A 24867-nucleotide genomic window follows, 5' to 3' on the forward strand; every position below is an offset into this window, starting at 1 on the left:
CTAGCCGCGGCGAGAATGGGGTCATGATCACCTCCAACGGCTATGTGCTCGACGAGAGACCGGAGCGATTGGGTCGCCTCGAGGCCGTGCCGACGGCGCTGCGCGACGACAAGGATGCCCTGTGGGAGCGCCTCCGCCGCGACGGGTACCTCTACCTCAGCGATCACCTCGATCCCGAGCTCGTCCGCGACTTCCGGGCCTACTACTTCGGAAAGCTCGCACCGACCGGTCTCGTGCGGCCCGGGGGTGATCGTGACGGGATCGATTCGCACGACGACGTCGACCTCGCCCTGACCCGCCGCGTGCTCTTCGAGGACGTCGTTCCCGGCGACCGCTATGCCGCGCTCACCGCGCATCCGACGATCCGCGGATGGTTCCAGTGGTTCCTGGGCGACGACGTGCATCTCCACAAGCGTCGCATCATCCGCCACACCCGGCCCGGCGAGACGGGCATCGGCACCGCCACCCAGGCGCACTACGACCTCGTCTACCTGCGCGAGGGCACCGACCGCGTGCTGTCGATGTGGATCCCGCTCGGTGACTGCACGGTCGCGAACGGCGGTCTCGCCTACCTCGAGGGAAGCCACCATCGTGTGATGGCGCAGGAGCGCGCCGGAACGCTGAAGATGCCGGCCGCCTCGATCACGGCCGACCTGCCGGGCCTGGCCGACGAGTACGAAGCCCGATGGCTGATCAACGACTATCGTGCGGGCGACGTCATGGTGCACTCGGCCCACATCGTGCATGCCTCGACGGACAACGTCGATCCGGATCACCGCATCCGCCTGTCGACCGACATCCGCTACCAGCGCGTCTCCGACCCCATCGACTGGCGGTGGCAGGAGCACTGGTCCGACGACGACGGTCTTTGACCAGACGTCGGCGGTCGCGCGTCAGGACGCGGGAGCGGATGCCGCGAGCAGCTGCTCCGGACTCCAGCGCACCCCGAGCGCCGCGGTCAGCGCGGCCTGGGCCGCGCCGGCGGAGAGCGCGACGCGCGGATCGGCGTAGCGGATGGGGACCTGCGCGGTTCCTCGTGACGAATAGTCCGTCTCGCTGCGGACGCGCTCGAGGAATCGCGGCCCGAGGACGGTGGCGGGCCCCCCGATCACCACTTCCGTCGGATCGAGGAGTGCGCTGATGAGCTTGACGGCGCGAGCGAGGGCGCGAGCGCCGTCGTCCAGCTGCCGCGCATCGGCGCGGGCAGCGAGCACCGCGATCTCCGCCGCATCCATGGCGTCGGAGAAGCCCTCGCCGAGCATCGCCCCCATGGCTGATGCCGACTCGAGGCACCCGCGTCGGCCGCAGCTGCAGTCGCGCGCCGCGTCACCGAACACCACCTGCACATGGCCGATCTCACCGGCCCGGTCGCGCGGCCCCGGAGCGAGCTCGCCGTCGAGGGTCACCGCGGCGCCGATCCCCCCGCCGATGTGGATGAAGAGCCGGTAGCCCGCGGGGGACTCCTCGCGCCCCGCCTCGGCGATGGCCTCGGCATCGACGTCGTTGACCAGCAGGACCGGAGCCTTCAGAAGGCGCTCGAATCGGTCGGCCAGCGGCACGTCCTGCCACTTCAGCTGCACGCTCTCCAGCACGGAGCGCCCGTCGGTCGTGCCGGGCAGCTGCACGCCGGCGGCGAGCAGGCGGTCGCCGAACTCGGTGGCGATGTCGGCCAGGGCCTCATCGAGAACGCGGTCGCGGTCCTCCGCCGAGTACGTCACGCGTCGGACGTCGACCTCCGTGCCGTCGAGGGCGACGAGCGCGACGTGCGCATGGCGGGGCTGGATCACGATGACGAGGATCAGGTGGTGGCTCGCATCGATGCTGAGGGTCGTCGCCCGCTTCCCTCCGGTGCTCGCCGCCTGCTCGCCCTCGACGATGAGACGGTTCTCGAGCAGCTCGGCGACCAGCGACGATGCGGTGGCCGCGGTCAGCCCCGTGGCCCGTGCGATCCCGGCCCTGGTCTGCACGCCGGGGTTCCGGAAGACCAGCTGCAGCGCCCGTCTCAGGTTGGCGCGCCGGACCGATGCCTGGGTGTCGAGGGCGTCATCCGTGTTGAGCATGGGGTTCCGTTCAGGCACTCGCGTGCGAGGTGTTGACAGATCGAGCGCCGATCCGTAGTCTCTCCGTAAGTTTATTCATTGAACTTAGTTGGCCGAAAGGCCTCCCCCAGCTCCGGACGGGCGAGTGCTGCACACACCGTCGCCCGTCCGGCACTTCTCTCAGCGGCCCTCGGCCGCCTCGGTGTGGTGGCGGATGACCTCCGCCACCACGAAGTTGAACCACTTCTCCGCGAACTCCGGGTCGAGATGAGCCTCTTCCGCGAGTGCGCGAAGGCGAGCGACCTGCTGCTCCTCGCGATTCGGATCGGATGCGGGCATCTCGTGCTCGGCCTTGAGATGCCCGACCTGCTGGGTGGCGCGGAAGCGCTCGGCCAGCATGAAGATCAGCGCGGCGTCGATGTTGTCGATGCTGGCGCGAAGTCGGAGCAGTTCGGCCTTCGGGTCCTCAGCGGCTGTCATGCCCCTACTCTAGAGCCGCCGAACGCCCGTGATCCGACGACGCTCACCGCTATCGTGAGCACATGAGCAACGAAGAGTCGCCGGCCTCCGCACCCACCGACGACGCGGCATCCGAGACCTCGTCCGATGCTCCCGGCCCACAGCGGACCGAGACCGTGCCGCGTCCCGTCGTCGAGCCGATGGCGCCGCGCGGATCGTTCTGGACCCGCATCGATCGCCCCTTCGTCTTCGGCTTCCTCGTGACGCTCGGCGGCCTCGGGGCCTTCGTGCTGGGCCTGGCCCTCACGAGCCTCTCGACGGTCCTCATCTACATCGCACTCGCCCTCTTCGCGGCCCTCGGCCTCGACCCCGCGGTGCGCATGCTCGAGCGGCGCGGCCTGTCCCGGGCCATCGCGGTCCTCGTCGTGACCCTCGGCCTCATCGTGGTGTTCGCGCTCCTGCTGTGGATGGTCATCCCGATCGTCGTCGACCAGATCTCGAGCTTCGTCCGCTCGGTGCCCGGCATGGTCCAGGAGTTCACCCGGAGCGATCTCTACGCGACCCTGGAGCGTCAGTTCGGCGAGCAGTTCCAGGACCTGGTGGCCGAGGTGCAGAAGTTCCTGTCGGACTTCGGGAACCTCGCCACCATCGGCGGTGGCGCGTTGAAGGTCGGCGCGTCGATCGCCACCGGCATCTCCGGCACGATCATCGTCATCGTGCTGACCCTCTACTTCCTGGCGAGCCTCGCCGGGATCAAGACGAGCCTCCTGCGCCTCGTGCCCGCCCGCGACCGCGCCAGGGCCGGCGACATCACCGACCAGATCACCGACTCGGTCGGCGGGTACGTCATGGGGATGGTCGTGCTCGCGTTCTTCAACGCGCTGCTCGCGTTCCTGCTCTACTTCTTCCTCGGTCTGCCGTTCCCGCCGCTGATGGCGACCGTCGCCTTCTGCATCACGCTGATCCCGCTCGTCGGCTCCGTGATGTTCTGGATCATCGGCACCGGCATCGCGCTGTTCACCAATCCGATCGGCGCACTGATCTTCGCGATCGTCTATCTCATCTACATGCAGATCGAGGCCTACGTCATCACGCCGCGCGTCATGAACCGCGCGATCTCGATCCCCGGCTCGCTCGTCGTCATCGGCGCCCTCGCCGGCGGCACGCTGCTCGGGCTGCTCGGCGCACTCGTGGCCGTGCCGGTCACGGCATCCGTCCTGATCATCATCAAGCAGGTCTGGGTCCCGCGCCAGGACGCCAGGGTCTAGCCGCGCCGCACGCAGAAGCGCCCGGACCCGCTGCAGGAATCAGCAACGGGCCCGGGCGCTTCCGGAACGAGGGGGCTCAGACGAGGTCGTTGTCCTCGAGCCACTTCTTCGCGATGTCGGCCGACGACTGCTGCTCGACCGTGCTGAGCACGTTGAGCGACACGAGCTCCTCGGCGGTCAGCTTCGCGCTGATCGCGTTGAGCACCTCGGACACCTTGTCGGCGATGTCGCTCGCGACGATCGGCACCACGTTCGACGAGATGATGAGGTTCTTCGGGTCTTCGAGCGCGACGATGTCCTCGGTCTCGAACGCCGGGTCGGCGGTGTAGATGTCGGCCACCTGGATCTCGCCGGCGAGGAGCGACTCGAGCGTGGTCGGACCGGTGGCCGAGAACGCCAGGTCGACGCCGTAGACCTCCTTGGCAGCTGCCGGGTTGTACGGGCGCTGCTCGAACTCCGGCGGGGCGCCGATCGTGACCTGCGAGGTCACGTTCTTGAGGTCTTCGATCGTCTTGAGGTTGTTCGCCTCGGCGAAGCTCTTGAGCACCGTGTAGGTGTCCTGGTCGGATGCCTCGGCGTAGTCGAGCGCGGTCAGGCCCTCGGGCAGCGTCTCGGTGAGGGCCGAGTAGACGTCTTCCGGCGAGGTGACGTCGACGTCATCTTCGGAGAGGTACTCCAGCAGGCTGCCGGTGTACTCGGGGAACACGTCGATCTCGCCGGACTCGACCTCGGGCATGTACGCGTCGCGCTGGCCGATGTTGAGCTTCTTCTCGACGGTGAACCCGGCGCCCTCGAGCGCCTGGGCGTAGATCTCGGCGATGATCTCGTTGGAGTAGTACCCCTGCGAGCCGACGACGATCGTCTCGGAGTCGCCCGACCCGGATCCGGCGTCGCTCGACGGCTCGTCGAGCGGGTTGCCGCCGCAGGCGGACAGGGCGAGTGTCGCCGCGGCCACCAGGCCGACGGCGAGGACGGAGCGCTTGCCTCGTGCTGTGAACATGGACTTCCTCTTCTTCTCTGGGACTTCTTCTGGTGCTGTGAAAGCGGGACGGAGAGATCAGGCGGTGGATGCCGCCGGCGCGGGGGCCGGCGTGAGCGGACGGGTGCGGCGGCGAGCCGGGCGACCGGTGCGGAGCCCGCGCGGAACAGCAGCATGCTGCGCGGCGGCGAGCAGCAGGTCGACGAGCAGCGCGAGCACGGCGACGATGAGGGCGCCGCCGAGCACCTGATCGAAGCGACGCAGCGGGATGCCCTGGATGATCGGCCAGCCAAGTCCGCCGAGATTGACGTAGGCGGCGATCGTGACGGTCGCGATGACCTGCAGCAGCGCCGAGCGGATGCCGCCGACGAGCAGGGGAAGACCGAGGGGCACCTCGACCTTCCAGAAGATCTGCCACTCGGTCATGCCCATGGCCCGCGCCGCATCGATCACGCGGCGGTCGATCGCCTCGAGGCCCGTGTAGGCACCGGCGAGGAGCGACGGGATCGCAAGCAGCACGAACGTCGTGATGGCGGCCTCCGGCACTCGGAGCACTCCGAGGAGGAGGACCAGGAGCACCATGAGACCGAACGCGGGAATGGCACGCGCGGCTCCCGACACCGCGACGGCGATCTCGCGGCCGCGGCCGGTGTGACCGATCAGCCAGCCGAGCGGCAGGGCGATGATCGCGGCGATCAGCACCGAGATCGCGGTGAGCGCGAGGTGCTCGCCGAGGAGCTTGGGCAGGGCGTAGTTCCCGGTCCACTGCGCCGGGGCGAGCATCCACGCGATGGCGTCCGCGAAGAGATTCATGCGGCTGCCCTCACGGGAACGGCGCGGCTCGCGGAGACGCGACTCGTCGCGGTCGTCCACGGCATCAGAGCGCGTCCGAGCAGCAGCAGGATCAGGTCGATCACGAGCGCGATGATCACGACCGCGACGACGCCGGCGAAGACCTCGGCGATGATGCGACGCTCGAGCCCGTTCGTGAACAGGTAGCCGAGGTTCGTCACGCCGATCAGGATGCCGACGGTGGCGAGCGAGATCGTGCTGACGGCGGCGACCCGCAGCCCCGCGAGGATCACGGGGCCCGCCAGCGGGAACTCGACCGCCCAGAAGCGGCGGAACGGCGCGAAGCCGGTGGCGGTCGCCGCCTGGCGGACGCCGTCGTCGACCGAGTCGAGGCCGTCGGCGACCGCGCGGACCAGGATCGCCACCGCGTAGATCGTCAGCGCGATCACGAGGTTGGTCTCGCTGATCGCGGAGTAGCCGAGCGTGGCAGGCAGCAGGATCAGCAGGGCCAGCGACGGGATCGTGTAGAGCAGACCCGTGAGCACGATGATCGGACCCCGCACGAGCCGGTACCGCCACGCGACCCAGCCGAGCGGGAGCGAGAGCACGAAGCCGAGCACGATCGGCACGATGCTCTGGCGCAGATGCACCAGCGTCAGCTCGAAGATCAGGCCGAGGTTGTCGGTGACCCAGTTCACGACAGTCCGTCCTGCCCGGCGGTCGTGGCGACGGCATCCGTCTCGGTCTCTGCCACGATCGCTCCCTGCGTGCGGCCCTCGGAGTCGACGACGACGGTGCCGTGCGGGGTCTCCTTGAGGTGCAGCGCGCGGCGTCCGCGGTCAGCACCGATGAACGCGGCGACGAAGTCGTCGGCAGGATTTTCGATGATCTCGCTCGGGCTGCCCACCTGCACGATGCGCGCGCCCTTGTCGAGGATGACCACCTGGTCGCCGAGCAGGAACGCCTCGTCGATGTCGTGCGTGACGAAGACGACCGTCTTGTCGAGCTCGTGCTGCAGTCGCAGGGTCTCCTGCTGCAGGTCGGCGCGGACGATCGGGTCGACGGCGCCGAACGGCTCGTCCATCAGCAGGATGTTCGGGTCGGCGGCGAGCCCGCGAGCCACTCCGACGCGCTGCTGCTGACCGCCGGACAGCTGGCTGGGGTAGCGCTCGGCGAGCGCCTGGTCGAGGCCGACGGTGTCGAGCAGGGCGCGGGCCCGCTTGTGCGCCTCGGGCTTCTTGACGCCGGTGAGACGGAGGACGGTCGCGACGTTGTCGATCACCGAGAAGTGCGGCATGAGGCCGGAGTTCTGCATGACGTAGCCGATGCGACGGCGCAGCTGCACGGGATCGCCGACGAGCACGTTCTCTCCGTCGATCTCGATGTCGCCGGAGGTCGGCTCGACCATGCGGTTGATCATGCGCAGCAGCGTGGTCTTGCCGCATCCCGACGATCCGACGAAGACGGTGGTCTTGCGCGACGGAAGCACGAGGTTGAAGTCGTTGACGGCCACGGTGCCGTCGGGAAACTGCTTGGTGACGTTGCGGAACTCGATCATGGGCTACTTTCCAGACGGTCGATCGACGAGGCGGGCATCGGCGCCTCGGCGCCGGCAGACGGTCGTCATTCGGAGATCTCGACCCGCGGATCGAAGGCGACGAACCCGGAGAAGTCCTTGCCGACGCGGTCGAAGGCCGACGGGTACGGGGTCGGGTACGACCACGCGTAGTCGGTGTGAAGCTGGTCTCCGGCCTGCACCGAGTAGTACTGGGCCGCGCCCTTCCACGGACACGTGTAGGGAGTGGGGCTCTCGACGAGCGCACCGGTCGCGATGGATGCCGGCGGGAAGTACCAATTTCCCTCGATGCGGGCGAGATCGCTCTCGTCGGCCTCGGCGATCACGGTTCCTGCGAGTACAGCCTTCATGGTCCTGCCTCCTCAGATGTGGGTTCGAGCGTATAAGACGTGTGCGACATCCGGGTCGGGGTTGCGCGCAGAGCCGTCAATGTGAGAAACATTCCTGGATCTGTTCGGTGCCGAGGCGACAGCGGATTGCGCGATCGCGCCGCATCCCGCCTGTCAGGCGGACTGACGCCCGTAGCCCTCCAGCAGACGGAGCCAGATCTCGCTGATCGTCGGGTACGCCGGCACCGCGTGCCAGAGCCTCTTGATCGGCACCTCTCCGACGATCGCGATCGTGGCGGCCTGCACGAGCTCGGCGACCTCGGGGCCGACGAACGTCGCACCGAGGATCACGTCGCGCGCGGTGTCGATCACGAGACGCGCCTGACCCTCGAAGCCGTCCTCGTAGACGCTCGCACCGGCGACCCAGCCGAGGTCGTAGTCGACGACCTCCACCTCGTGCCCCGCCTCGCGGGCCGCGGCTTCGGTGAGTCCGGCGGAGGCGACCTCGGGGAACGAGAACGTGACCTGGGGCACGGCGGCGTGATCGGCCGTGGCGACGTGCCGACCCCAGGGGGCGTCGTCGACCTCCTCGCCCTTGGCCCGCGCGGCGATGACGTCTCCGGCCGCCCGCGCCTGGTACTTGCCCTGATGCGTGAGGAGCACGCGGCCCGTCACGTCGCCCACCGCGTAGAGCCAGTCGCTGCCGGGCACGCGCATCGTGTCATCCGTCTCGATCCAGCGTCCGGGCTCGAGCCCCACGGTCTCCAGACCGATGTCGCGGTTGTGCGCCGAACGCCCGGTCGCCGCGAGCACCTCGCTCGCGGTGATCTCCTCACCGTCGTCGAGGGTGATCGTGACACCCGCGTCGCTGCGGTGGACGGAGGTCGTGCCGGTCGAGGTGCGCACGTCGACGCCCAGCTCCTTCAGTCCGGCCGCCACGCGCTCGCCCGCGAAGGGCTCCATCGTCGAGAGCAGGTCGCCCCGGGCGATCAGCGTCACGGTCGACCCGAGCGACGCGTAGACCGTCGCCATCTCGACCGCCACGACGCCGCCGCCGATGACCGCGAGACTCTTCGGCAGCTCCTCGGCGCTCGTCGCCTCGCGACTGGTCCACGGAGCGGCCTCGCGCAGCCCGTCGATCGGCGGGATCACCGCTTCCGACCCGGTGCTGATCGCGACCGCGTGACGGGCGCGCAGCACGCGCGTGCCGCCGTCGGCATCCGTCACGGTGACCTCGCGCTCACCGGTGAGGCGGCCGAAGCCGCGGGCGAGGTCGATACCGGCCGAGTCGAGCCACTTGACCTGGCCGTCGTCCGACCAGTTGCTGGTGAAGGAGTCGCGGCGGTCGAACACCGCACGCACGTCGAGGGTGCCGGTCACCGCCTGCGACGCTCCGCCCACGTGCTGCGCGGCACGCAGGGCCTGGGCCGGACGCAGCAGCGCCTTCGAGGGCATGCACGCCCAGTACGAGCACTCGCCTCCGACGAGCTCGCTCTCCACGATGATCGCGGTGAGTCCGCCCTGCACGGCGCGGTCCGCGACGTTCTCGCCCACGGCACCTCCGCCCAGGACGATCAGGTCGTACTCGTCGGTCTTCTCGGCAGCAGTCATGTCGCACCTCTCCGTCGCCCAGTCTCGCTCAAGAGCAACGTCGAGTCACGGGTGAGTTGTTCCCTGGAGCACGGTACGGATGTCGGGAGATCGGACGGATGCCGGGGCGGACCGCGGCGGCGGGGACCATCGACGGCAGTGCCAGCAGGATCACGCGGTGTTCGTGAGGGAATCCCCAAACGGACACAGTGTGGCGTCCTGGGTTACCGTTCGACGCCCGAGTTTTGCTTTACGGCTAGCCAGATGATGGGGTGCACGATGGAGATGAGAATCAGCAGCAGTGTCGATCCTCCAGAGGCATAGATGATCCATGCGTTCGTGCCGCCGAGTCGTTCCTGATCTGCAGCGAGGATCCCGGACGTAAGTAGGAGGACTGTCGCGGCGCCGATGGTCAGTACCCAGGACTCGAAGATCGCGAACCTGCGGCGAACTCGCGTCTGCGTCTCAACGAGAGCCGCGATAGCGAGGGCGCCCGCGGTCAGCAGGCTGCCGATGGTGAGTGCCCACAGGATCCATCCCAGAACCTGTGTGCCTGCAGATCTTTCTCCGCAGGTGACGAGGAGCGGTGCGAACGTGTACTCGAACTTGGTTGTGCATCTCATATCTCGCATCTGGAGCCATGAGGACAGCGAAACAAGGAGTGGAACAAGAACACTCACCGCAAGGGCCGCCCATCCGAAGAGGATGAGCGGCACCCAACGGCGACTGCCACTAAACATATGACTGATCAGCAACTCCAGACATTCGCGGCTACCGTTCCGAAATCGCTGGAGTTCCAGCAAAGATCCGGGGCCTTTCGGTTATTCGCGTTGTTCAACATCATGCGACTCAAGGACGACCCCGGCCTCGGATACGGGCCCGGCGTCACGCCCATGCAGTCCATGAGCGGCATTGAGGAATGATGCTCGCACCACTGCCGGCTCAACGGCTGGACGATCGCTCCGACGGTGCTCTGCGCGTCGTCGCCCTTCAGCGGATACAAGTACAGATCCAAGAAGCTATTCCCGCAAGAAGTCGGCATCGCCCATGGCGCCGCCCAATGGGGCGCGTTGTCGTTTCTCACCCCGCGTCGGTAGCTTGGGGCTTCTTGGTATCGACAGTGACAGCGATCCCACGAGCGCGAACCTTCTCCACAGCCGCTGCAAGTGCTTCCTGTGTGCTTTCGTCGATGCGGAGGGGTGGGGTGACGATGAGCCCGGTTCCGTCGTCCGTGAGCGTCACGCTCATTCCAGCAAATTCCGGGACTGACTGGGTCAGTTCCATCGCGGCCGCCATGACCTCTTCGCGGCTATGTGCCGACTGGGTGATCTCTAGATTGATGCCTTGGGCTGCGGCCTGGGGAGCCAATTCGAGAATTTCCGGTGGGACTTCGCCGTTCCAGGTGACGGCGTATCGCTTCTCTGAGACTTCGATCTGACCTGTGACCATGTGGCCGGCCGTGCCTTGTGCCGAGATCTGCGAAACCCGATCGGCTAGCGCCAAATACGGCTCCTGCGCAGCTTGGCGCGCAGCCTCCTCAGGCGTGAGCTCCGATCCATCTTCTGGCGGAGTGTCCTTGAGGTCGGCAGATAGTGATGGTGAGGAGGTAGCGGCGACGGCCACGCTGCTGCCAAACAGTATGAGTCCGAAAGCCGCCGTAGCGGCGACCCATCGAGAAGCCCTCATCGCATTCTCCTCATCGCCGAATGGCACAGTTTGATGCGCGAATCGTACCTTATCTCTCTGATTTGCTATACCTGCGCTGGCGGGAGGGTGCTGACGCAGACGGTCGCGCAGTCAGACGACTGGACAATTTCGCCCTCCGCCTCATGGACGGTCGCCTCAACGAGAAGCGACGACGCGGATCCGGCGACCGGCGTCAGGCCGCGACGGGCTCCTGCACGGACCGACGGGCGGGGAACGCCCGCGGATACGCCCGCTGCAGCGCGACGACGACGAGCGTGGCGGCGACCACCTTGATGAGGTCTCCGGGCAGGAACGCCAGGCTCGATACGGCGGTGGGAACGAGGGGCACGCCGGTCACGAGTGCCTGCACCGGGATCCCGAAGGCGTAGACGACGAGGACGCCGCCGATCAGGGAGGCCGCAGCGGCCCGCCACCACGTCACGCGTCCCGTCCGCATCAGCAGGCCGATCACGATCACGCCCGCGATCCAGCCGAGGAGGTATCCGGCGCTGGGGCCGACGAACACCCCGAGGCCGCCGCGCCCACCGGCCAGCACCGGGAGTCCGAGTGCGGCGAGCGCCAGGACGAGGATGACGGCGAGAGGCGCGACGCGCGGGCCGAGCACGAGCCCGGCGAGCATGACCCCGAGTGTCTGCGCGGTGATCGGCACGCCTCCGGGCAGCGGCACGATGACCGTGCCGAGCACGACGATCAGCGCGGAGAACACCGCGATGCGGCCGAGCACGGCGCTGGAGCCGGCGGGGCGGGAAGTCGACATGAATCCTCCTGAACACTGTTCACCTGAACGGTGTTCACTACAGTAGAGGCGTCGTCCACGTCCTGCAAACCCGTCCGAGGAGCGATCACGTCCATCACGCCCGCGCTTCGTCGCCTCGCCGCCGAAGACCCCACCCGTTCCGCGATCGTCGGCGAGGACGACCGCCTGACGTACGGCGACCTGTACGCGGAGTCGCGGCGGATCTCGGCGGCCCTCGACCGCCTGCTTCCGGCGTCTGCGGTCGACGCGGAACCTCCGATCGTCGCCGTCTGCCTGCGCACGGCGTTCGACACCGCGCGGATGGTCGTGGCGGCGGAGGCGGGCGACCGCATCCTCACCGTCATCGACGCGCACTGGCCGGTCCCGCTGCAGACGCAGCAGCTCGCCACGACCCGGGCGAGCGCGATCGTCACGGACGCACCCGCCCTGCGGGGTGCCCTGCGTGCCGCGGAGTGGCCGGGACTCGTCCTCGGACTCGCCGACCTGGGGTGCGCAGACCTGGACCTCATCGGGCCGGTGCCGGCCGACCCGACGCCGATCGCCGAAGACGCGCCGTTCCTCCTGCTGACCTCATCGGGGACGACGGGAACGCCGAAGGTCTTCCTGAAGACGCGGGCCCAGTACGCGGCGAACATCGACGTCTCCCGCCGCCACCTGGGCACAGCGGACGACATCGCCACCTTCGCTCCCGGGCCGATGTCGTACAGCCTGACCCTCTACGCACTGTTCGAGGTTCTCGCCACCGGCGGTCGGCTGCATGTCGCCGACCGTCTGGACGACCTCTGGCTCACCTCCCGCGTGCACGATGAGGGCATCACCCGCCTGGTCACCGTTCCCGCGGCGCTGCACGCTCTCGCCGACGCCGCGACACGCACGCACGGACGCTACGACGGCATCGAGCTGATCGTCACCGGCGGCGCCGCCCTCTCGGCGGACGCGCGAACCCGGATCACCGCGGCGCTCCCGCGCGCCCGCGCGGTCGGTTACTTCGGCACCGGTGAGCTCGGTTTCATCGGCGACGATCGCGGAGGTGGAGAGATGATCCGTCTCTATCCGCAGGTGCAGGCGCAGGTGCGCGACGATCACGGCGCGGTGCTGCCACCCGGCGCGTTCGGCACTCTGTGGGTGCGCTCACGCTCGTGCTCGACCGGATACCTTCCCGGCACGACGACGACGTCGTTGACGGATGCCGACGGCTGGGCGAGCGTGCACGATCAGGGGCGGCTTCGGGATCGGGACTTCGCCTTCGTCGGAAGACGCGGCGACGTCGTCACCACGGGAGGACACACGGTCGCACTCGACGAGGTGGAGCGCGCGTTCGACGGCATGCCCGACCTCGGTGCAGCGTGCGCGATCGCCGAGGTCCGGCCTGCTCTCGGCGTGCGCATCGCGCTGGTCGTCGAAGGAGAGGGGCCGCCTCCGGCGGAGTTGCGCGCCTGGGCGAAGGGCCGGCTCGCACCGGCATCCGTTCCTCGTCGCTGGTACTCCCTGCCGGAGCTTCCGCGCACCTCGGGTGGCAAGATCCGCCGCGCCGCCGTCGCCGAGCTCATCGCCGTCGGGCAGGGGCGGGCATGAACCCGGAGAGGTCCGCGGTCGTGACGGGCGTCGGCGCCGTCACTCCCAGCGGCCTGACGGCCCCGGCCCTGTGGGCGTCCGTGCGGGCCGGACGCAGCGGGATCACGCGCCTTCCCCCGGAGCTCTCCGGCTCCGGGCCGGTGCAGGTCGGCGGAGTCATCCGCGGGTTCGCGGCTCCCGGAGACCTCCCGACCCCGCTCATCCGCCACCTCACGCCGATGCAGCAGTGGGCGATCGCCGCGGCCGATGAGGCGATGACGTCTGCGGGCGCGACGCAGGGCCCCGACCTGCCGTGGGGCCCGCACGCGGTGCAGGTGATCGTCGCGACGGGTTCGGGACCGGTCGACGCTGTCCTGCACGCGGATGCGGCTCTGCGTCGACGCGGTCCCCGCGCGGTGCCGCCGGGCCTCTCCGTCTTCGGAACAGCGGATGCCGTCGCCGGCGTGCTGAGCCGACGATACGGACTCCTCGGCCAGACTCACGCGGTCGCCGCGGCCTGCGCGAGCGGTGCCGTCGCGATCGGAGAGGGCATGCGGCGCATCCGCCACGGATATGCGGACGCCGTGCTGGTCGTCGGGGTGGACGACTGCCTCGGTCCGCTGCACCTCGCGGCACACGCGAACCTCCGGTCCGTGGTCACCGGCTTCGCCGACGACCCGGCAGCGGCCTCCCGCCCGTTCGACCGCGCACGCCGCGGCTTCGTCATGTCGCAGGGCGCGGCCGCGGTGCTGCTCGAGGCCGGCGACCTCGCGGCGGAGCGCGCTGCGCGGCCGGTCGCGACCGTGGCCGGGTTCGGCGCGACCGGCGACGCGCACCACGCCACCGCGCCGGACCCTGCGGCGGTCGGTGCGACCAGGGCGATCGAGGACTGCCTCACGGATGCCGGTGTCGCCGCATCCGAGATCGATCACGTGAACACGCACGGCACGGGCACGGTGCTCGGCGACGACGCCGAACTCGTCGCGCTCCGGCGGGCGCTCGGTCGACGCGCAGCGGCCGTCCCCCTCACGGCCACCAAGTCCACCACCGGACACCTGCTCGGCGCGGCCGGCGTCGTCGAGGCCGTCATCGCCGCGATGAGCCTGCGCGATCAGTCCCTGCCGCCGACCATCAACCTGAGCGATCCCGCCGACGGCTGGGACTTCGTCCGCGACACCGAGCGATCGCATCCGGTCCGCACGATCCTGTCGACCTCGTTCGGCTTCGGCGGTCACAACGCGGCTCTGCTGCTCGCCGGCCCTGACTGAGCTCGCGCCGCGGAAGAACCGACACGCTACGGCACCAGCACGACCTTCCCCCGCTGCCGGCGCTGCTCGATGGCGTCGTGCGCCGCCGCGGCATCCTCGAGTCGGTACTCGTCGACGGGCGGAACGGTACGGCCTTCCGCCACCGCGGCGAGCGCTCGGGTCTCGAGCAGCCGCAGGTCCGGCAGGGCTCGTCCGAGCGGAACGGTGACGGTGAGGGAGCGCTCGACGATGTCTCCGGAGTCGAGGCGAAGGACCTCGCCGCTCGACCAGCCGATGATCACGACACGGGCCCCGCGGCCGAGTGTCTCGAGCACTGCTCGACCCGTCGCGCCGCCGACGCCGTCCAGCAGGACCGAGGGCTGTCGCTCGCCGAGGAGCTCGGCCATCCGAGCCGGCCACGACTCGTCGGTCGCGTCCAACGGCACGAGCCTGCCGCCGGCGAGCTTCTCGCCGCGCGCGAGCTGCTCGACCACGGCGCGCTTCGACTCGCCGCCGTGAAGTGCGACGACCGTGGCCCCGGCCGACAGGGCGAGCTGCGCGAGCTGGCTTCCGAGACCGCCCGATGCCCCGGGGATGACGACGACGTCTTCCGGCCGGATCTGCGCGGAATCCAGCACGAGCTGAGCCGTGCGTCCGGTGCCGATCGTGGCGACGGCCTGCGGGAAGGTCACCCCATCGGGGACGCGGTGCAGGGCCTCGACCGGCGCCAGTGCGTATTCGGCGTAGCCGCCGCTGCGGAAGCCCACGTGGGCGACGACCCGCGATCCGACGAGTGCCGCGTCGACGCCGGGGCCGACGGCATCGACGACACCGGCCACCTCACGCCCGGGCGTCATCGGGAGCACGGGTCTGGGCATCGACGGCGGACCGGCGTCGCGTCGGATGGCGGTGTCGACCGCATGCACACCGGCCGCAGCGACAGCGACGCGCACCTCCCCCTCGCCGGGCTCGGGCAACGGCACCTCTTCGACCTGCAGCACCTCGCTCGCCCCGAAGGCACGCTGCACGACCGCCCGCATGCTCCGCGCGCTGGACGAGCCGACCGTCACAGCATCCGCACTCATGCGCCGACCTCCTCGCCGGTCGCAACGCCCTCGGCATCCGCCCGCATCCGGGGCGCCAGCACCGCCGCCGCGACCGCCACGACGGCTGCGAGGGCGAACACCGCGGTGAACGGATCCGCGACCGCAGTCACCGACGTGAACAGGATCCCGGTGACGGCCAACGCCAGCGCGCTGCCGAACGAGTCGGCGACGGTCATCGCGCCGCTGTTGAAGCCCTGGTTCTCGGGGGTCGACATCGACAGCGTCAATGCGCTGGTGCGGGGGCTCATCAGCCCCATCCCCACTCCCGCGACGACCCAGGCGACCGCGACGATCGCGGCATCCCAGACGAGCCCGGCGGTGGCGACGGTCAGCGCGATGCCGATGAGGACGAGGATCGTGCCGACCCGCACCGCCGTGATGCTCGACAGGCGCGTGCCCATCCGCCCCTGCACGGTCGCGGCGGCCGACCACGCGAGCGCACCGCCGGTCAGGGAGAGCCCGGCGAGCGTCGGCGTGAGGTCGTAGCGATCGGTGAGCAGGTACGGCAGATAGACCTGCGCACCGAAGAAGGCAGCAGCGGCGAGGCCGCGGACGAGGATGACGGAGGGCAGCCCTCGACCAGCACGGAGCGTGCCGCGGGGCACGAGCGGGCGCACCGCGATGAGCGCGATCACGATCGCGACGCCGGCGAGCACCGGGCCGAACCCGGGGATGTCACCGACCAGGTTCAGCGCGAGCACCGCGACGGCCGCCAGCACCGACCAGCCGAGCCGCCTGAAGGCCCACGGTGTCGCCGCATCACCGTCGTTCGCGAGTCCGCGCAGCGCCGGGATCACCATGAGCAGGGCGACGAGCACCAGGATGACCACGCCGAGGAAGACCCAGTGCCAGCTCCAGAGCTCGGTCACGGCCCCCGCGACCGTCGGGCCGATGAGCGAGGGGATGACCCAGGCCGCGGCGAACCCGGCGAAGACGGCCGGATGCAGTGCCTGCGGGTAGACGCGAGCGACGACGACGTACAGGGCCACCATCAGCCCTCCGCTGCCCAGCCCCTGGGCGAAGCGCCCGGCGACGAGGATCTCCATGCTCGGCGCGAGGCCCGCGATCAGCAGACCCACGACGAACATGGCGACCGACGTGTACAGCGGCGCGACAGGACCGCGGCGATCCGACCAGTTTCCCGCGATCACCATGCCGATCACGCTGGTGGCCAGGGGCCCGGCGAAGGCGAGCGCGTACAGCCGCTCGCCGTCGAGGTCGGCGCTGACCGTCGGCATCACCGTCGTCACGGCCAGCGACTCGAACGCCCCGAGGAACACGAGCGCGCACGCGCCGATCGTGATCCAGAGGTACTCGCTGCTCATGATGCGCGGCGGGGCGGGGTTCGGCTTCGCCGGCGCTCCTGTTTCGGTAGTCATGAGAGACGACGATAAGACCTCAACAAAGGTTGAGGTCAAGACCTGCGGCTCAGCGCACGGGAAGGAAGTGCGTCGGCGCCGGAACCTGCGCCTCGTGACGGATGCCGCGCACCGCGCCCGTGCGCTCGTCGAGGTCGAGCAGCGTGACCGTGTCGGAGCGCTGCCCCGCGACGAGCATCTTGCCCTCGTGCACGAAGTGGTGACGCGGCCAGTCGACACCGGAGTCGGCGAGCGCGACCGACTCGAGGGTGTCGCCACCGCCGCGCACCCGCAGGGTCGCGATCGTGTTGCTGCCCCGGAGCGCGGTGTACAGGAACTGCCCGTCGCGCGAGCGCGCGAGCTCGGCCGGGAAGTCGACGCCGATCTCGGCGATCGGGCTCGACAGGGTCGACGACACGACGCGCCAGGTGCCGTCGACACCCGCGGCGAGGGTGAACACCTCGCACGAGTACTCGGTCACGACATGCAGATGCCCGCTCGGGTGCACGACCATGTGGCGAGGGCCGGTGCCGAGCGGGAGCACGACCTCATGGTCGAGGATCAACCCCTGGGTTGCTGAGCCTGTCCCCTGGGTTGCTGAGCCTGTCGAAGCACGCCAGATCCGCACGAGGTCGAACCCGAGGTCGGTGGTGGCGATGCGTCCGTCGGGCAGGAAAGCCGCGGCGTGCGCGTGCGAGACCCGGTCGGCGCCGGCCGCATGCGGGTCGGATGCGGCGATGCCGTCGCCCGGCGGGGTCGCCGCCGGTGCGTCCGGGTCGTCGTCTCCGAACAGGGCCGCGCGGAGCGCCGCCGCGGCATCCGCCGTCCGCTGCGCCGGAACGAGGCGGCCGGCCGCATCCAGGCCGATCCGCACCACGCGTCCGTCGCCGTAACAGCTCGCGATGAGCGAGGATCCGTTCGGGGCGACGGCCAGGTGGCAGACGCTCTCGCCGACGGCGACGGGGTCGCCGAGCGGCGACAGCGCCGCCTCACCGGTACGCGCGAAGGCCTGCACCAGGGCATCCGCCTCGAGCGCCGCGTAGACGACGTCGAGGGACGGATGCTGCGCCAGCCACGACGGCGAGGGCGTCTCGGTGACGGCGCCGCGATAGGCGAGCGTCGTGGCCTCGCGGCCCTCGTCGCCCGCGAGCAGGCCGATGCCGTCGGCCGAGCCTTCCATCGCGGGACCGTAGCCGCCCAGCCAGAACCGTGTCATGCGGTCGCTCCCCGAGTTCAGTCGAGCAGATCGTGGCGCACGATGACCTGGTCGCGCTCGGGGCCGACCCCGATCACGGAGATGCGCGTGTTGCTCATCTTCTCCAGCGCCAGCACGTAGTCCTGCGCGTTCTGCGGCAGATCCTCGAAGGTGCGCGCGGTCGAGATGTCCTCGCTCCATCCGGGGAAGTACTCGAGGATCGGCTTCGCGTGGTGGAAGTCGGTCTGGTTCACCGGCACCTCGTCGAAGTGCACGCCGTCGACGTCGTAGGCGACACAGACCGGGATCTGCTCGAGACCGGTGAGGATGTCGAGCTTCGTCAGCACGAGGTCGGTGATGCCGTTGATGCGCGTGGCGTAGCGGGTGATCGGCGCGTCGTACCATCCCACCCGGCGCGGGCGGCCGGTGGTGGTGCCGAACTCGAAGCCCTGCTTGCGCAGCCACTCGCCCTGCTCGTCGAACAGCTCGGTCGGGAACGGACCCGAGCCGACCCGGGTCGTGTAGGCCTTGACGATGCCGACGATGCGGTCGAGCGCGCCCGGTCCGACGCCGGAGCCGGTCGCGGCGCCGCCCGCGGTCGCCGACGACGACGTCACGAACGGGTAGGTCCCGTGGTCGATGTCGAGCATCGTGGCCTGGCCGCCCTCGAAGACGACGACCTCGCCGCGGCCGAGTGCCTCGGCGATCAGGTAGCCGGTGTCGGCGACCATCGGGCGCAGACGGTCGGCGTACGACAGCAGGTCTTCGACGACCTCGTCGGCGGTGATCGCGCGACGGTTGAAGATCTTCACCAGCAGGTGGTTCTTCTGGTCGAGGGCGCCCTCGACCTTCTGACGCAGGATGTTCTCGTCGAAGATGTCCTGCACGCGGATGCCGACGCGGTTGATCTTGTCGGCGTAGGCCGGGCCGATGCCGCGGCCGGTGGTGCCGATCATGCGCTTGCCGAGGAAGCGCTCGGTGACCTTGTCGAGTGTGCGGTGGTACTGCGTGATGATGTGCGCGTTCGCGCTGACCCGCAGACGCGAGATGTCGATGCCGCGGGCGGCGAGCGCCTCGAGCTCGAAGAACAGCACCTCGAGGTCGACGACGACCCCGTTGCCGATCACCGGGTTGACGCCGGGAGAGAGGATGCCGGACGGCAGCAGGTGCAGCGCGTACTTCTCGTCGCCGACGACGACGGTGTGCCCGGCGTTGTTGCCGCCGTTGAACTTCACCACCCAGTCGGTGCGCTCACCGAGAAGATCGGTGGCTTTGCCTTTCCCTTCGTCGCCCCACTGCACGCCGACGATCACGATTCCTGGCATGGGTGTCCCCCCTGCTTTCGCCGGGTTTGCACCGGCCGATGAGCTGGCCCTCTTCGGGCGTTCCCATCCTATCGGGAGGGGGTTTCGGGGCTGTTTCGGGCGTTCTCATGGCCGAGGGCTGAGCGGACGGCCGCGACGGTGGCGGGAAAGCGACGGATGCTGTCGGTCCGGCCGATCGACGGATGTCGGGGGCCACTGCCAGGATCGGGGGATGCCACATGCAGCATCCGACGACCTCGGCGTTCGTGCGAGCGCCGGCGCACCCAGGAAGCAGGGTCCGCTCGTCCTCCTCGCGGCCCTCGTGACCGTGGTGCTCTGGGCCTCGGCGTTCATCGGCATCCGCGGCGCCGGCCCGCACTACGATCCGGGGGCCCTGGCTCTGTTGCGGATGGCCGTGGGAACGGTGGTGCTGACGATCATCGCCGTGCGCCACGGCATCCGTCTCCCGGAGCGCCGCCACTGGTGGCTGATCGCGGTCTGGGGCGTCGGCTGGTTCTGCGTCTACAACCTCGCGCTGAACGCCGCCGAGCGCACTCTCGACGCGGGCACGGCCGCGATGGTGGTGAATCTCGCCCCGCTGATGGTCGTCGTCTTCAGCGGACTGTTCCTCCGCGAGGGCTTCCCGAAGCCCCTGGTGATCGGGGCGCCGATCGCCTTCCTCGGCGTCGTGCTGATCGGCATGAACTCGTCCACGAGCGAAGGACCCGACATCACCGGGCTGCTGCTCGCCCTCCTGGCCGCGGTGATGTACGCCGGGTGCACGCTCCTGCAGAAGCGCCTCCTCACCGCTGGGACCGACGCGACGACGCTGACCTGGCTCGGCGCCGCCGCCGGAACGATCGCGCTGCTCCCGTGGACGGGCAGCCTCATCGGCGCCCTGCAGACCGCGCCGCTCGACGCCACGCTGTGGGTCGTCTACCTCGGCATCTTCCCCACGGCGATCGCCTTCACCACCTGGGCCTATGTGCTGCAGCGCAGCACCGCGGGACAGACGTCGGCGACCACCTATGTCGTGCCGGCGATCGCGATCCTCATGTCGTGGGCGATCCTCGGCGAGGTGCCGACGCCGCTGATGTTCCTCGGTGGAGCGCTGTGCCTCCTCGGTGTGCTCGTCACGCGCATGCGCTGGGGGCGCCGCGACCGATAGCGCCTCCGACGCGGCTCAGCGTTCGCCGATGACGTTCCGCGCGATGCCGAGCTCGGCGAGCCGGGCGGCAGCCAGCGTGCGCTTGAGCTCGAGGGCCTCGCCGATCTCGCCCGCCAGGCGCGGACGACTCTGGATCAGTGCGTCGACCGTCGACAGCGGCAGCACCACGACCGTGAGGACCTCGCCGGCGATCGTGACCGCCTGGGTGCGCTCGCGGGTGAGGGCGGTGTGCCCGACGATGTCACCCTTCTCGGCGCCGGCGAACTCGATGCGGCCGCCGTCGGCCTCGATCGCGAGCACGGCCCGACCCGAGACCACCACACGCACCTCGTCGGGCACGATTCCACTGGCGAGCACGGTCTCACCGACGCCGTAGCGCTCGAGGCGCGCACCCGCCGTCACCGCCTCGATGTCATCATCGCGAAGATGCAGCGTGGGCGCGATCGCGGTCATCGCCTCGACGAGGCGCTGCGGCTCGGCGAGCGGATCGGTCGCATCCCCGTCGAGGGCGAACCCGCGGCGACGCGCGGCATACCAGAGCCAGGACAGGTACATCGAGAGAGCGCGTGACGCGTCGGCGGGCCCGGCGACCGGGATCGAGACGGCGTACGCACCGGCACCCGAGTAGTGCACGGTCGCGCGCTCCCGCGGGAGCTTCATCGGCAGGGCATCCGCGATCGCGACCAGCAGCGTCATGACCTCGTGCGGCGGATCGTCGGTCGAGAACTTCACCGGCGTCTCGGCCGAGTACGGCCCCTCCGGCTCGCTCATGTTCGTGAACGAGGCACCGGAGAGCGACGAGTTCGGGACGATCTGGATGCCGCCGCCGGTCTCGATGTGCACGGCACGCCAGTTCACCTCGACGACCCGGCCCTTCACCCCCGCCGCATCCAGCCAGTCGCCGATCTTGAACGGCTGCTCGAAGAGCAGCAGGAGCCCCGAGATCACGCCGCCCACGGCGTTCTGCAGCGCGAGGCCGATTACGATCGACCCGACGCCGAGAGCGGTGAAGAGGCCGCCGACATCGGCATCCCACACCCAGGAGAACAGGAGGGCGAGCCCGACGCCCACCAGGATCAGCCGGGCGATCTCCACGAAGATGGTGGGGATGCGGCCGCGCCACGAGTCCTTCTCCGCGTTGGCGAACAGCGCCACGTTGAAGGCCGAGAGCACGAGCAGGATGACGAGGAAGCCGAACACCGTCGCGACGACACGCGTCCACACCTGATCGGCGGGCGATTGGATCGCGAAGGCCAGGAGCCCGAACAGCGCACCCACCGGGATGACCCCGTTGCGCAGCATCCGCAGCGGCTTGGCAACCGGATTCCCTCGGCGCGTCAGCGTTCCGATGATCTCGGTGAGCACGACGAGGAGCACCGGCACGCCGACGGCGAGGCCGATGACCCACCAGGCCCAGCCGTCCTCGAACGCGTCGGCCACGGTCAGACCACCTTCCAGACGGTCTCGGTCCGGCCCTGGGTCTCCACCGTCCCCGCCTCGACGTAGGTCACGAGCTCCTGCGTGCGGTCCCGCACGTTCTGGCTCACGTAGATCCCGGGCTCGCCCGTGACCGACCGGACCCGGTACGCCAGGTTCACGGCATCACCCCACAGGTCGTAGGCGAGGCTCGTGCGCGCGACGAGACCGCTGGTCACGGTGCCGGTGTCGACGCCGGCGCGCAGCCCGATCTGGGTGCCGTGCTGGGAGTTGAAGCGCTCGAGCACCCCGAGCAGGTTGCGGGCGAACTCGACGCTGCGGCGGATGTTGTCCACGCGCGGAACGATGAGTCCGGAGGACGCGAGGTAACCGCCGCGCAGCGTGCGCACCTTCTCGACGCCGGCCTTCTCCGCTGCCTCGTCGAACCCGCGCATGAGCGTGTTGAGGAGTCCGATCTCCTCCTCCGCGCTCTTGCCGCGCATGGCGTCGTCGAATCCGACCAGCTCGGCGAAGACCACCGACACGTTCTCGTGCGCCTCGGTGATGGCCTCGTCGCCCTGCTTGTACTTGGTCGCGACGCTCTCCGGCATGAGGGTGTGCAGCAGCTTCTCGTTCTCCTTCTGCTGCTCGTCGATGAGCTCCTGCTTGATCCGCAGGCTCGACGCCATGTCGTTGAACGCGCTGCCGAGGTCGCCGAACTCGTCACGAGACCCCTGCGGCACCTGCACGTCGAGATCGCCCTCCGCGACCCGATGCACGGCGCCCACCAGCCGATGGATCGGACGCGTGAACACCTGGGCGAGCAGCAGCGAGAGCAGGGAGACGCCGAGCATGATGCCGAGCAGCGACAACAGCACGTTGCGCGTGAAGTCGTTGACCGGCTCGAACGCCTCCGCGGTGTCGATGCGCGCGATGATCACCCAGTCGAGTCCTTCGATCTCCAGGGGCGCGTACGCGGTGACGCTGTCGCCGCCGATGTAGTCGCGGCCGACGACGGTGCCGCTGCGTCCGGCCTGCGCCTCGGCCACCGCGAACGTGTCGACCGGCTGCAGGAGCACGGTCCCCTTGATCTCACCGATGCGATTCGCGATCGTGGGCGCGATGCCTCCTGTGATCAGCCGCTTCACGTACTCCTCTGGGTCTTCCACCAGACGTCGCGAGGTGCTGCGCATCAGATCGTCGCGTCCCACCAGGTAGACCTCGCCCGTGTCGCCGAGACCCTGCGCCTTCCATCCTTCCGAGCCGGTCATCACGTCGTTGATCGTGTCGACCGGCACCTGGAGGGCCATCGCCCCCGTGATGCCGCTGTCGTTGCCGACCGGGGAGATGACCCACATCGTGGGGATGTTCAGCGAGGGGATCCAGCGCTCGAAGTCGGTCATGCCGATCGCGTCGACCGAGTTGGTCGCGATCGTGTCCCGGTACGTCTGCGCGAAGGCCGTGTCGCGATACGGCCCGGTGTTCAGGTTGGTGCCCAGCTCGATGCCCTTGTAGGCGGAGAACACGACGTCGCCGTCGAGGTTCAGCAGCAGCGCGTCCTCGTAGCCGGCCTGCTGGACCAGCCGCGTGAAGTAGTCGCCGTAGCGCTCGGCCCCGGCCGAATAGCTCGTGCCGTCGCCGCTGTCGTTTCCGACGAGCAGCTCGTCGTAGTCGGCGTCGAAGTCCTGGTTCTTCGTCGTGTACTGCAGCTGCAGGTAGCGGCCGGCGCTCGATTCCGGGATGAACGCCTCGTTCCCGTACTCCTCGCCGGCGCGGGCCTCGAGCTCCGGGATGAAGGTGTCGGCGTAGTAGGCCTCGAGCTGCGCGGACTGCTCAGCGGAGATCTCCTGCTGCTGGAGGTCGTCCCACGCGGCGTTCATCGTGTTCGAGAGCGTCTGCGCACTGAGATTGCGGGACTGCAGAGAGGCTTCGCGCTTGACGTCGTCGATCGCCTCGGTGATCTCGACCGCTCTCATCGAGCGGATCGTGATGAGCTGGTCGACGGCCGCGTCGTGCAGGGACTGCCGCCCGTTGATGAAGCCGATCGCCCCGACGACGACCGAGGAGACCAGGCTCACCGAGAGCAGCATGATCAGCAGCTTCGACTGGATGCTGAGTCCGCCCCCGCCGCGGAATCGGCGAACTCTCGTCGCGCCGTCCGCGCTGCTCGTACCGGTCCCGCTCTCGCTCATGCGCCCTCCGCCGTGCATCGTGCGCGTCCCCGGTCAGACACTATCGATATTCCGGTACGACGGTCTACACACGGGTTCCGCTACAGTGACCGGCGGAGGCGAACATGACGACCTGGTGGCCCTACGCACGACTCGCAGCATCCGTTCTCGCCGTCGCGGCGATCGTGGCGCAGCTCGTGCGATCGATCGACGTCGCCCGAAGCGCCGAGACCGAGTACGGGCAGCACATGCCCACCGTGATCGCGAACTTCTTCAGCTTCTTCACGATCGAGTCCAATGTGCTGGCGGCCGTCGCCCTCGCGATCGGCGGGATCTGGGCGCTGCGCCAGAAGGACGACAAACTGGTCGAACCGCGGTGGCTCGCGGTGCTGCTCGTCTGCGCCAGCACCTACATGATCGTGACCGGCGTCGTCTACAACACCCTGCTCCGCGGCATCCCCCTGCCCCAGGGTGCCACGGTCCCCTGGTCCAACGAGGTGCTCCACGTCGTCGTCCCGATCATCATGCTGATCGACGTGCTGGTCGCGCCGCGCCGGCGCGCGCTCGGCTGGGGCGCCGTGGGGATCGCGGCGATCTTCCCGATCGTGTGGGTCGTCTACACGCTGATCCGCGCGAACCTGGTGATCGCCCCGGCGACCGGGAACCCGTACTGGTACCCGTACCCGTTCCTCGACCCGCACCAGCCGGGCGGCTACGGCGCCGTCACCCTCTACGTGCTCCTCATCGCCGCGATCATCATCGGTGCGGCCGCGGGAGTGGTCTGGATCGGCCGTCGCCGCGGCATCCGTGCTGCGGACATCTCCACGACGTGAGCGCCTCCGCGCGACCACG

Annotated in this window: 24 protein-coding genes; 7 read left to right on the forward strand and 17 right to left on the reverse strand. The window is 69.4% G+C overall.

Translation table 11 applies throughout. The features are described 5' to 3' along the window. Window positions 1–23 precede the first annotated feature (23 nt). Complete coding sequence (locus tag MRBLWH11_RS04245; protein ID WP_341946839.1) at window positions 24–872, forward strand: phytanoyl-CoA dioxygenase family protein; 849 nt, start codon at window positions 24–26, stop codon at window positions 870–872. A gap of 21 nt (window positions 873–893) precedes the next feature. On the opposite strand, the gene MRBLWH11_RS04250 is transcribed toward MRBLWH11_RS04245, so the two are convergent. Both MRBLWH11_RS04250 and MRBLWH11_RS04255 read right to left on the reverse strand, forming a co-directional pair. After that, the gene (locus MRBLWH11_RS04250) at window positions 894–2060 is read right to left on the reverse strand and encodes an ROK family protein (protein WP_341946841.1); all 1167 of its coding nucleotides are present in this window, start codon (window positions 2058–2060) and stop codon (window positions 894–896) included. A 159-nt stretch (window positions 2061–2219) separates the two neighbouring features. Beyond that, window positions 2220–2519 carry a chorismate mutase gene (locus MRBLWH11_RS04255; protein WP_116636254.1) on the reverse strand — a complete coding sequence of 100 codons (300 nt, stop codon included), beginning with the start codon at window positions 2517–2519 and terminating at the stop codon, window positions 2220–2222. 62 nt (window positions 2520–2581) lie between these two features. Between MRBLWH11_RS04255 and MRBLWH11_RS04260 the strand changes: the two genes are divergently transcribed. Then, the gene (locus MRBLWH11_RS04260) at window positions 2582–3766 is read left to right on the forward strand and encodes an AI-2E family transporter (protein WP_341946842.1); all 1185 of its coding nucleotides are present in this window, start codon (window positions 2582–2584) and stop codon (window positions 3764–3766) included. Between the two features lie 76 nt (window positions 3767–3842). Here MRBLWH11_RS04260 and MRBLWH11_RS04265 read toward each other — a convergent pair whose 3' ends face one another. The 7 genes from MRBLWH11_RS04265 to MRBLWH11_RS04295 all read right to left on the reverse strand — a co-directional run bounded on the left by MRBLWH11_RS04265 (window position 3843) and on the right by MRBLWH11_RS04295 (window position 9748). After that, window positions 3843–4766 (reverse strand): ABC transporter substrate-binding protein, encoded by a 924-nt coding sequence (locus tag MRBLWH11_RS04265; protein WP_341946844.1) that lies wholly within the window; start codon window positions 4764–4766, stop codon window positions 3843–3845. Between the two features lie 57 nt (window positions 4767–4823). Continuing rightward, window positions 4824–5558 (reverse strand): ABC transporter permease, encoded by a 735-nt coding sequence (locus MRBLWH11_RS04270; protein WP_116636306.1) that lies wholly within the window; start codon window positions 5556–5558, stop codon window positions 4824–4826. Next, window positions 5555–6235, reverse strand: coding sequence for an ABC transporter permease subunit (locus tag MRBLWH11_RS04275; RefSeq protein ID WP_341946845.1), 681 nt, complete (start codon window positions 6233–6235; stop codon window positions 5555–5557). Before MRBLWH11_RS04275 ends, MRBLWH11_RS04270 begins: the two co-directional genes overlap by 4 nt. Then, a complete protein-coding gene (locus MRBLWH11_RS04280; RefSeq protein WP_341946846.1) occupies window positions 6232–7095 on the reverse strand; it encodes an ATP-binding cassette domain-containing protein in 864 nt (287 codons plus the stop codon). The genes MRBLWH11_RS04275 and MRBLWH11_RS04280 overlap by 4 nt, the downstream gene beginning before the upstream one ends. A 65-nt stretch (window positions 7096–7160) precedes the next feature. Next, window positions 7161–7463 (reverse strand): DUF427 domain-containing protein, encoded by a 303-nt coding sequence (locus MRBLWH11_RS04285; protein WP_116636259.1) that lies wholly within the window; start codon window positions 7461–7463, stop codon window positions 7161–7163. Window positions 7464–7616: 153 nt separating this feature from the next. Beyond that, window positions 7617–9053: an NAD(P)/FAD-dependent oxidoreductase gene (locus MRBLWH11_RS04290; RefSeq protein ID WP_341946848.1), complete on the reverse strand. Its 1437-nt coding sequence runs from the start codon at window positions 9051–9053 to the stop codon at window positions 7617–7619. Between the two features lie 203 nt (window positions 9054–9256). Next, window positions 9257–9748: a hypothetical protein gene (locus tag MRBLWH11_RS04295; protein ID WP_341946849.1), complete on the reverse strand. Its 492-nt coding sequence runs from the start codon at window positions 9746–9748 to the stop codon at window positions 9257–9259. 24 nt (window positions 9749–9772) lie between these two features. Here MRBLWH11_RS04295 and MRBLWH11_RS04300 point away from each other — a divergent pair, with 24 nt between their 5' ends. Then, complete coding sequence (locus tag MRBLWH11_RS04300) at window positions 9773–9955, forward strand: hypothetical protein (RefSeq protein WP_341946851.1); 183 nt, start codon at window positions 9773–9775, stop codon at window positions 9953–9955. 157 nt (window positions 9956–10112) lie between these two features. On the opposite strand, the gene MRBLWH11_RS04305 is transcribed toward MRBLWH11_RS04300, so the two are convergent. Both MRBLWH11_RS04305 and MRBLWH11_RS04310 read right to left on the reverse strand, forming a co-directional pair. After that, window positions 10113–10655: a hypothetical protein gene (locus MRBLWH11_RS04305; protein WP_341946852.1), complete on the reverse strand. Its 543-nt coding sequence runs from the start codon at window positions 10653–10655 to the stop codon at window positions 10113–10115. A 256-nt stretch (window positions 10656–10911) separates the two neighbouring features. Beyond that, window positions 10912–11496 (reverse strand): biotin transporter BioY, encoded by a 585-nt coding sequence (locus MRBLWH11_RS04310; RefSeq protein WP_341946854.1) that lies wholly within the window; start codon window positions 11494–11496, stop codon window positions 10912–10914. 30 nt (window positions 11497–11526) lie between these two features. Between MRBLWH11_RS04310 and MRBLWH11_RS04315 the strand changes: the two genes are divergently transcribed. Further along, complete coding sequence (locus MRBLWH11_RS04315) at window positions 11527–13071, forward strand: class I adenylate-forming enzyme family protein (RefSeq protein ID WP_341946855.1); 1545 nt, start codon at window positions 11527–11529, stop codon at window positions 13069–13071. Beyond that, window positions 13068–14318, forward strand: a complete 1251-nt coding sequence (locus MRBLWH11_RS04320; RefSeq protein WP_341946856.1) for a beta-ketoacyl-[acyl-carrier-protein] synthase family protein — start codon at window positions 13068–13070, stop codon at window positions 14316–14318. The genes MRBLWH11_RS04315 and MRBLWH11_RS04320 overlap by 4 nt, the downstream gene beginning before the upstream one ends. Before the next feature lie 26 nt (window positions 14319–14344). Here the strand turns inward: MRBLWH11_RS04320 and MRBLWH11_RS04325 are convergent, their stop codons facing one another. The 4 genes from MRBLWH11_RS04325 to MRBLWH11_RS04340 all read right to left on the reverse strand — a co-directional run bounded on the left by MRBLWH11_RS04325 (window position 14345) and on the right by MRBLWH11_RS04340 (window position 19281). Then, window positions 14345–15382, reverse strand: coding sequence for a zinc-binding dehydrogenase (locus MRBLWH11_RS04325; protein ID WP_341946857.1), 1038 nt, complete (start codon window positions 15380–15382; stop codon window positions 14345–14347). Beyond that, window positions 15379–16728, reverse strand: a complete 1350-nt coding sequence (locus MRBLWH11_RS04330; RefSeq protein WP_341947796.1) for an MFS transporter — start codon at window positions 16726–16728, stop codon at window positions 15379–15381. The genes MRBLWH11_RS04325 and MRBLWH11_RS04330 overlap by 4 nt, the downstream gene beginning before the upstream one ends. A 103-nt stretch (window positions 16729–16831) precedes the next feature. Continuing rightward, complete coding sequence (locus MRBLWH11_RS04335; RefSeq protein ID WP_341946858.1) at window positions 16832–17977, reverse strand: beta-propeller fold lactonase family protein; 1146 nt, start codon at window positions 17975–17977, stop codon at window positions 16832–16834. Between the two features lie 17 nt (window positions 17978–17994). Beyond that, a complete protein-coding gene (locus MRBLWH11_RS04340) occupies window positions 17995–19281 on the reverse strand; it encodes an adenylosuccinate synthase (protein ID WP_341946859.1) in 1287 nt (428 codons plus the stop codon). 211 nt (window positions 19282–19492) lie between these two features. On the opposite strand from MRBLWH11_RS04340, the gene MRBLWH11_RS04345 reads away from it, so the two are divergent. Next, window positions 19493–20428: a DMT family transporter gene (locus MRBLWH11_RS04345; RefSeq protein ID WP_341946860.1), complete on the forward strand. Its 936-nt coding sequence runs from the start codon at window positions 19493–19495 to the stop codon at window positions 20426–20428. Between the two features lie 15 nt (window positions 20429–20443). On the opposite strand, the gene MRBLWH11_RS04350 is transcribed toward MRBLWH11_RS04345, so the two are convergent. Together MRBLWH11_RS04350 and MRBLWH11_RS04355 are read right to left on the reverse strand one after the other, a co-directional pair. Continuing rightward, on the reverse strand, window positions 20444–21868 hold the full coding sequence (locus MRBLWH11_RS04350; RefSeq protein WP_116633244.1) for a mechanosensitive ion channel family protein: 1425 nt from the start codon (window positions 21866–21868) through the stop codon (window positions 20444–20446). 2 nt (window positions 21869–21870) lie between these two features. After that, window positions 21871–24036, reverse strand: coding sequence for an adenylate/guanylate cyclase domain-containing protein (locus MRBLWH11_RS04355; protein WP_341946861.1), 2166 nt, complete (start codon window positions 24034–24036; stop codon window positions 21871–21873). Between the two features lie 104 nt (window positions 24037–24140). Here MRBLWH11_RS04355 and MRBLWH11_RS04360 point away from each other — a divergent pair, with 104 nt between their 5' ends. Continuing rightward, on the forward strand, window positions 24141–24848 hold the full coding sequence (locus tag MRBLWH11_RS04360) for a Pr6Pr family membrane protein (RefSeq protein ID WP_341946862.1): 708 nt from the start codon (window positions 24141–24143) through the stop codon (window positions 24846–24848). Window positions 24849–24867 lie beyond the last annotated feature (19 nt).

This window comes from Microbacterium sp. LWH11-1.2, assembly GCF_038397745.1.
Lineage (GTDB): Bacteria > Actinomycetota > Actinomycetes > Actinomycetales > Microbacteriaceae > Microbacterium.

Bases quoted from the DNA above. Each gene is read 5' to 3' on its own strand.
- MRBLWH11_RS04245 (WP_341946839.1), top strand. From the start codon at position 24: ATGATCACCTCCAACGGCTATGTGCTCGACGAGAGACCGGAGCGATTG.
- MRBLWH11_RS04250 (WP_341946841.1), bottom strand. From the start codon at position 2,060: ATGCTCAACACGGATGACGCCCTCGACACCCAGGCATCGGTCCGGCGC.
- MRBLWH11_RS04255 (WP_116636254.1), bottom strand. From the start codon at position 2,519: ATGACAGCCGCTGAGGACCCGAAGGCCGAACTGCTCCGACTTCGCGCC.
- MRBLWH11_RS04260 (WP_341946842.1), top strand. From the start codon at position 2,582: ATGAGCAACGAAGAGTCGCCGGCCTCCGCACCCACCGACGACGCGGCA.
- MRBLWH11_RS04265 (WP_341946844.1), bottom strand. From the start codon at position 4,766: ATGTTCACAGCACGAGGCAAGCGCTCCGTCCTCGCCGTCGGCCTGGTG.
- MRBLWH11_RS04270 (WP_116636306.1), bottom strand. From the start codon at position 5,558: ATGAATCTCTTCGCGGACGCCATCGCGTGGATGCTCGCCCCGGCGCAG.
- MRBLWH11_RS04280 (WP_341946846.1), bottom strand. From the start codon at position 7,095: ATGATCGAGTTCCGCAACGTCACCAAGCAGTTTCCCGACGGCACCGTG.
- MRBLWH11_RS04285 (WP_116636259.1), bottom strand. From the start codon at position 7,463: ATGAAGGCTGTACTCGCAGGAACCGTGATCGCCGAGGCCGACGAGAGC.
- MRBLWH11_RS04290 (WP_341946848.1), bottom strand. From the start codon at position 9,053: ATGACTGCTGCCGAGAAGACCGACGAGTACGACCTGATCGTCCTGGGC.
- MRBLWH11_RS04300 (WP_341946851.1), top strand. From the start codon at position 9,773: ATGACTGATCAGCAACTCCAGACATTCGCGGCTACCGTTCCGAAATCG.
- MRBLWH11_RS04310 (WP_341946854.1), bottom strand. From the start codon at position 11,496: ATGTCGACTTCCCGCCCCGCCGGCTCCAGCGCCGTGCTCGGCCGCATC.
- MRBLWH11_RS04320 (WP_341946856.1), top strand. From the start codon at position 13,068: ATGAACCCGGAGAGGTCCGCGGTCGTGACGGGCGTCGGCGCCGTCACT.
- MRBLWH11_RS04325 (WP_341946857.1), bottom strand. From the start codon at position 15,382: ATGAGTGCGGATGCTGTGACGGTCGGCTCGTCCAGCGCGCGGAGCATG.
- MRBLWH11_RS04330 (WP_341947796.1), bottom strand. From the start codon at position 16,728: ATGAGCAGCGAGTACCTCTGGATCACGATCGGCGCGTGCGCGCTCGTG.
- MRBLWH11_RS04335 (WP_341946858.1), bottom strand. From the start codon at position 17,977: ATGACACGGTTCTGGCTGGGCGGCTACGGTCCCGCGATGGAAGGCTCG.
- MRBLWH11_RS04340 (WP_341946859.1), bottom strand. From the start codon at position 19,281: ATGCCAGGAATCGTGATCGTCGGCGTGCAGTGGGGCGACGAAGGGAAA.
- MRBLWH11_RS04345 (WP_341946860.1), top strand. From the start codon at position 19,493: ATGCCACATGCAGCATCCGACGACCTCGGCGTTCGTGCGAGCGCCGGC.
- MRBLWH11_RS04355 (WP_341946861.1), bottom strand. From the start codon at position 24,036: ATGAGCGAGAGCGGGACCGGTACGAGCAGCGCGGACGGCGCGACGAGA.
- MRBLWH11_RS04360 (WP_341946862.1), top strand. From the start codon at position 24,141: ATGACGACCTGGTGGCCCTACGCACGACTCGCAGCATCCGTTCTCGCC.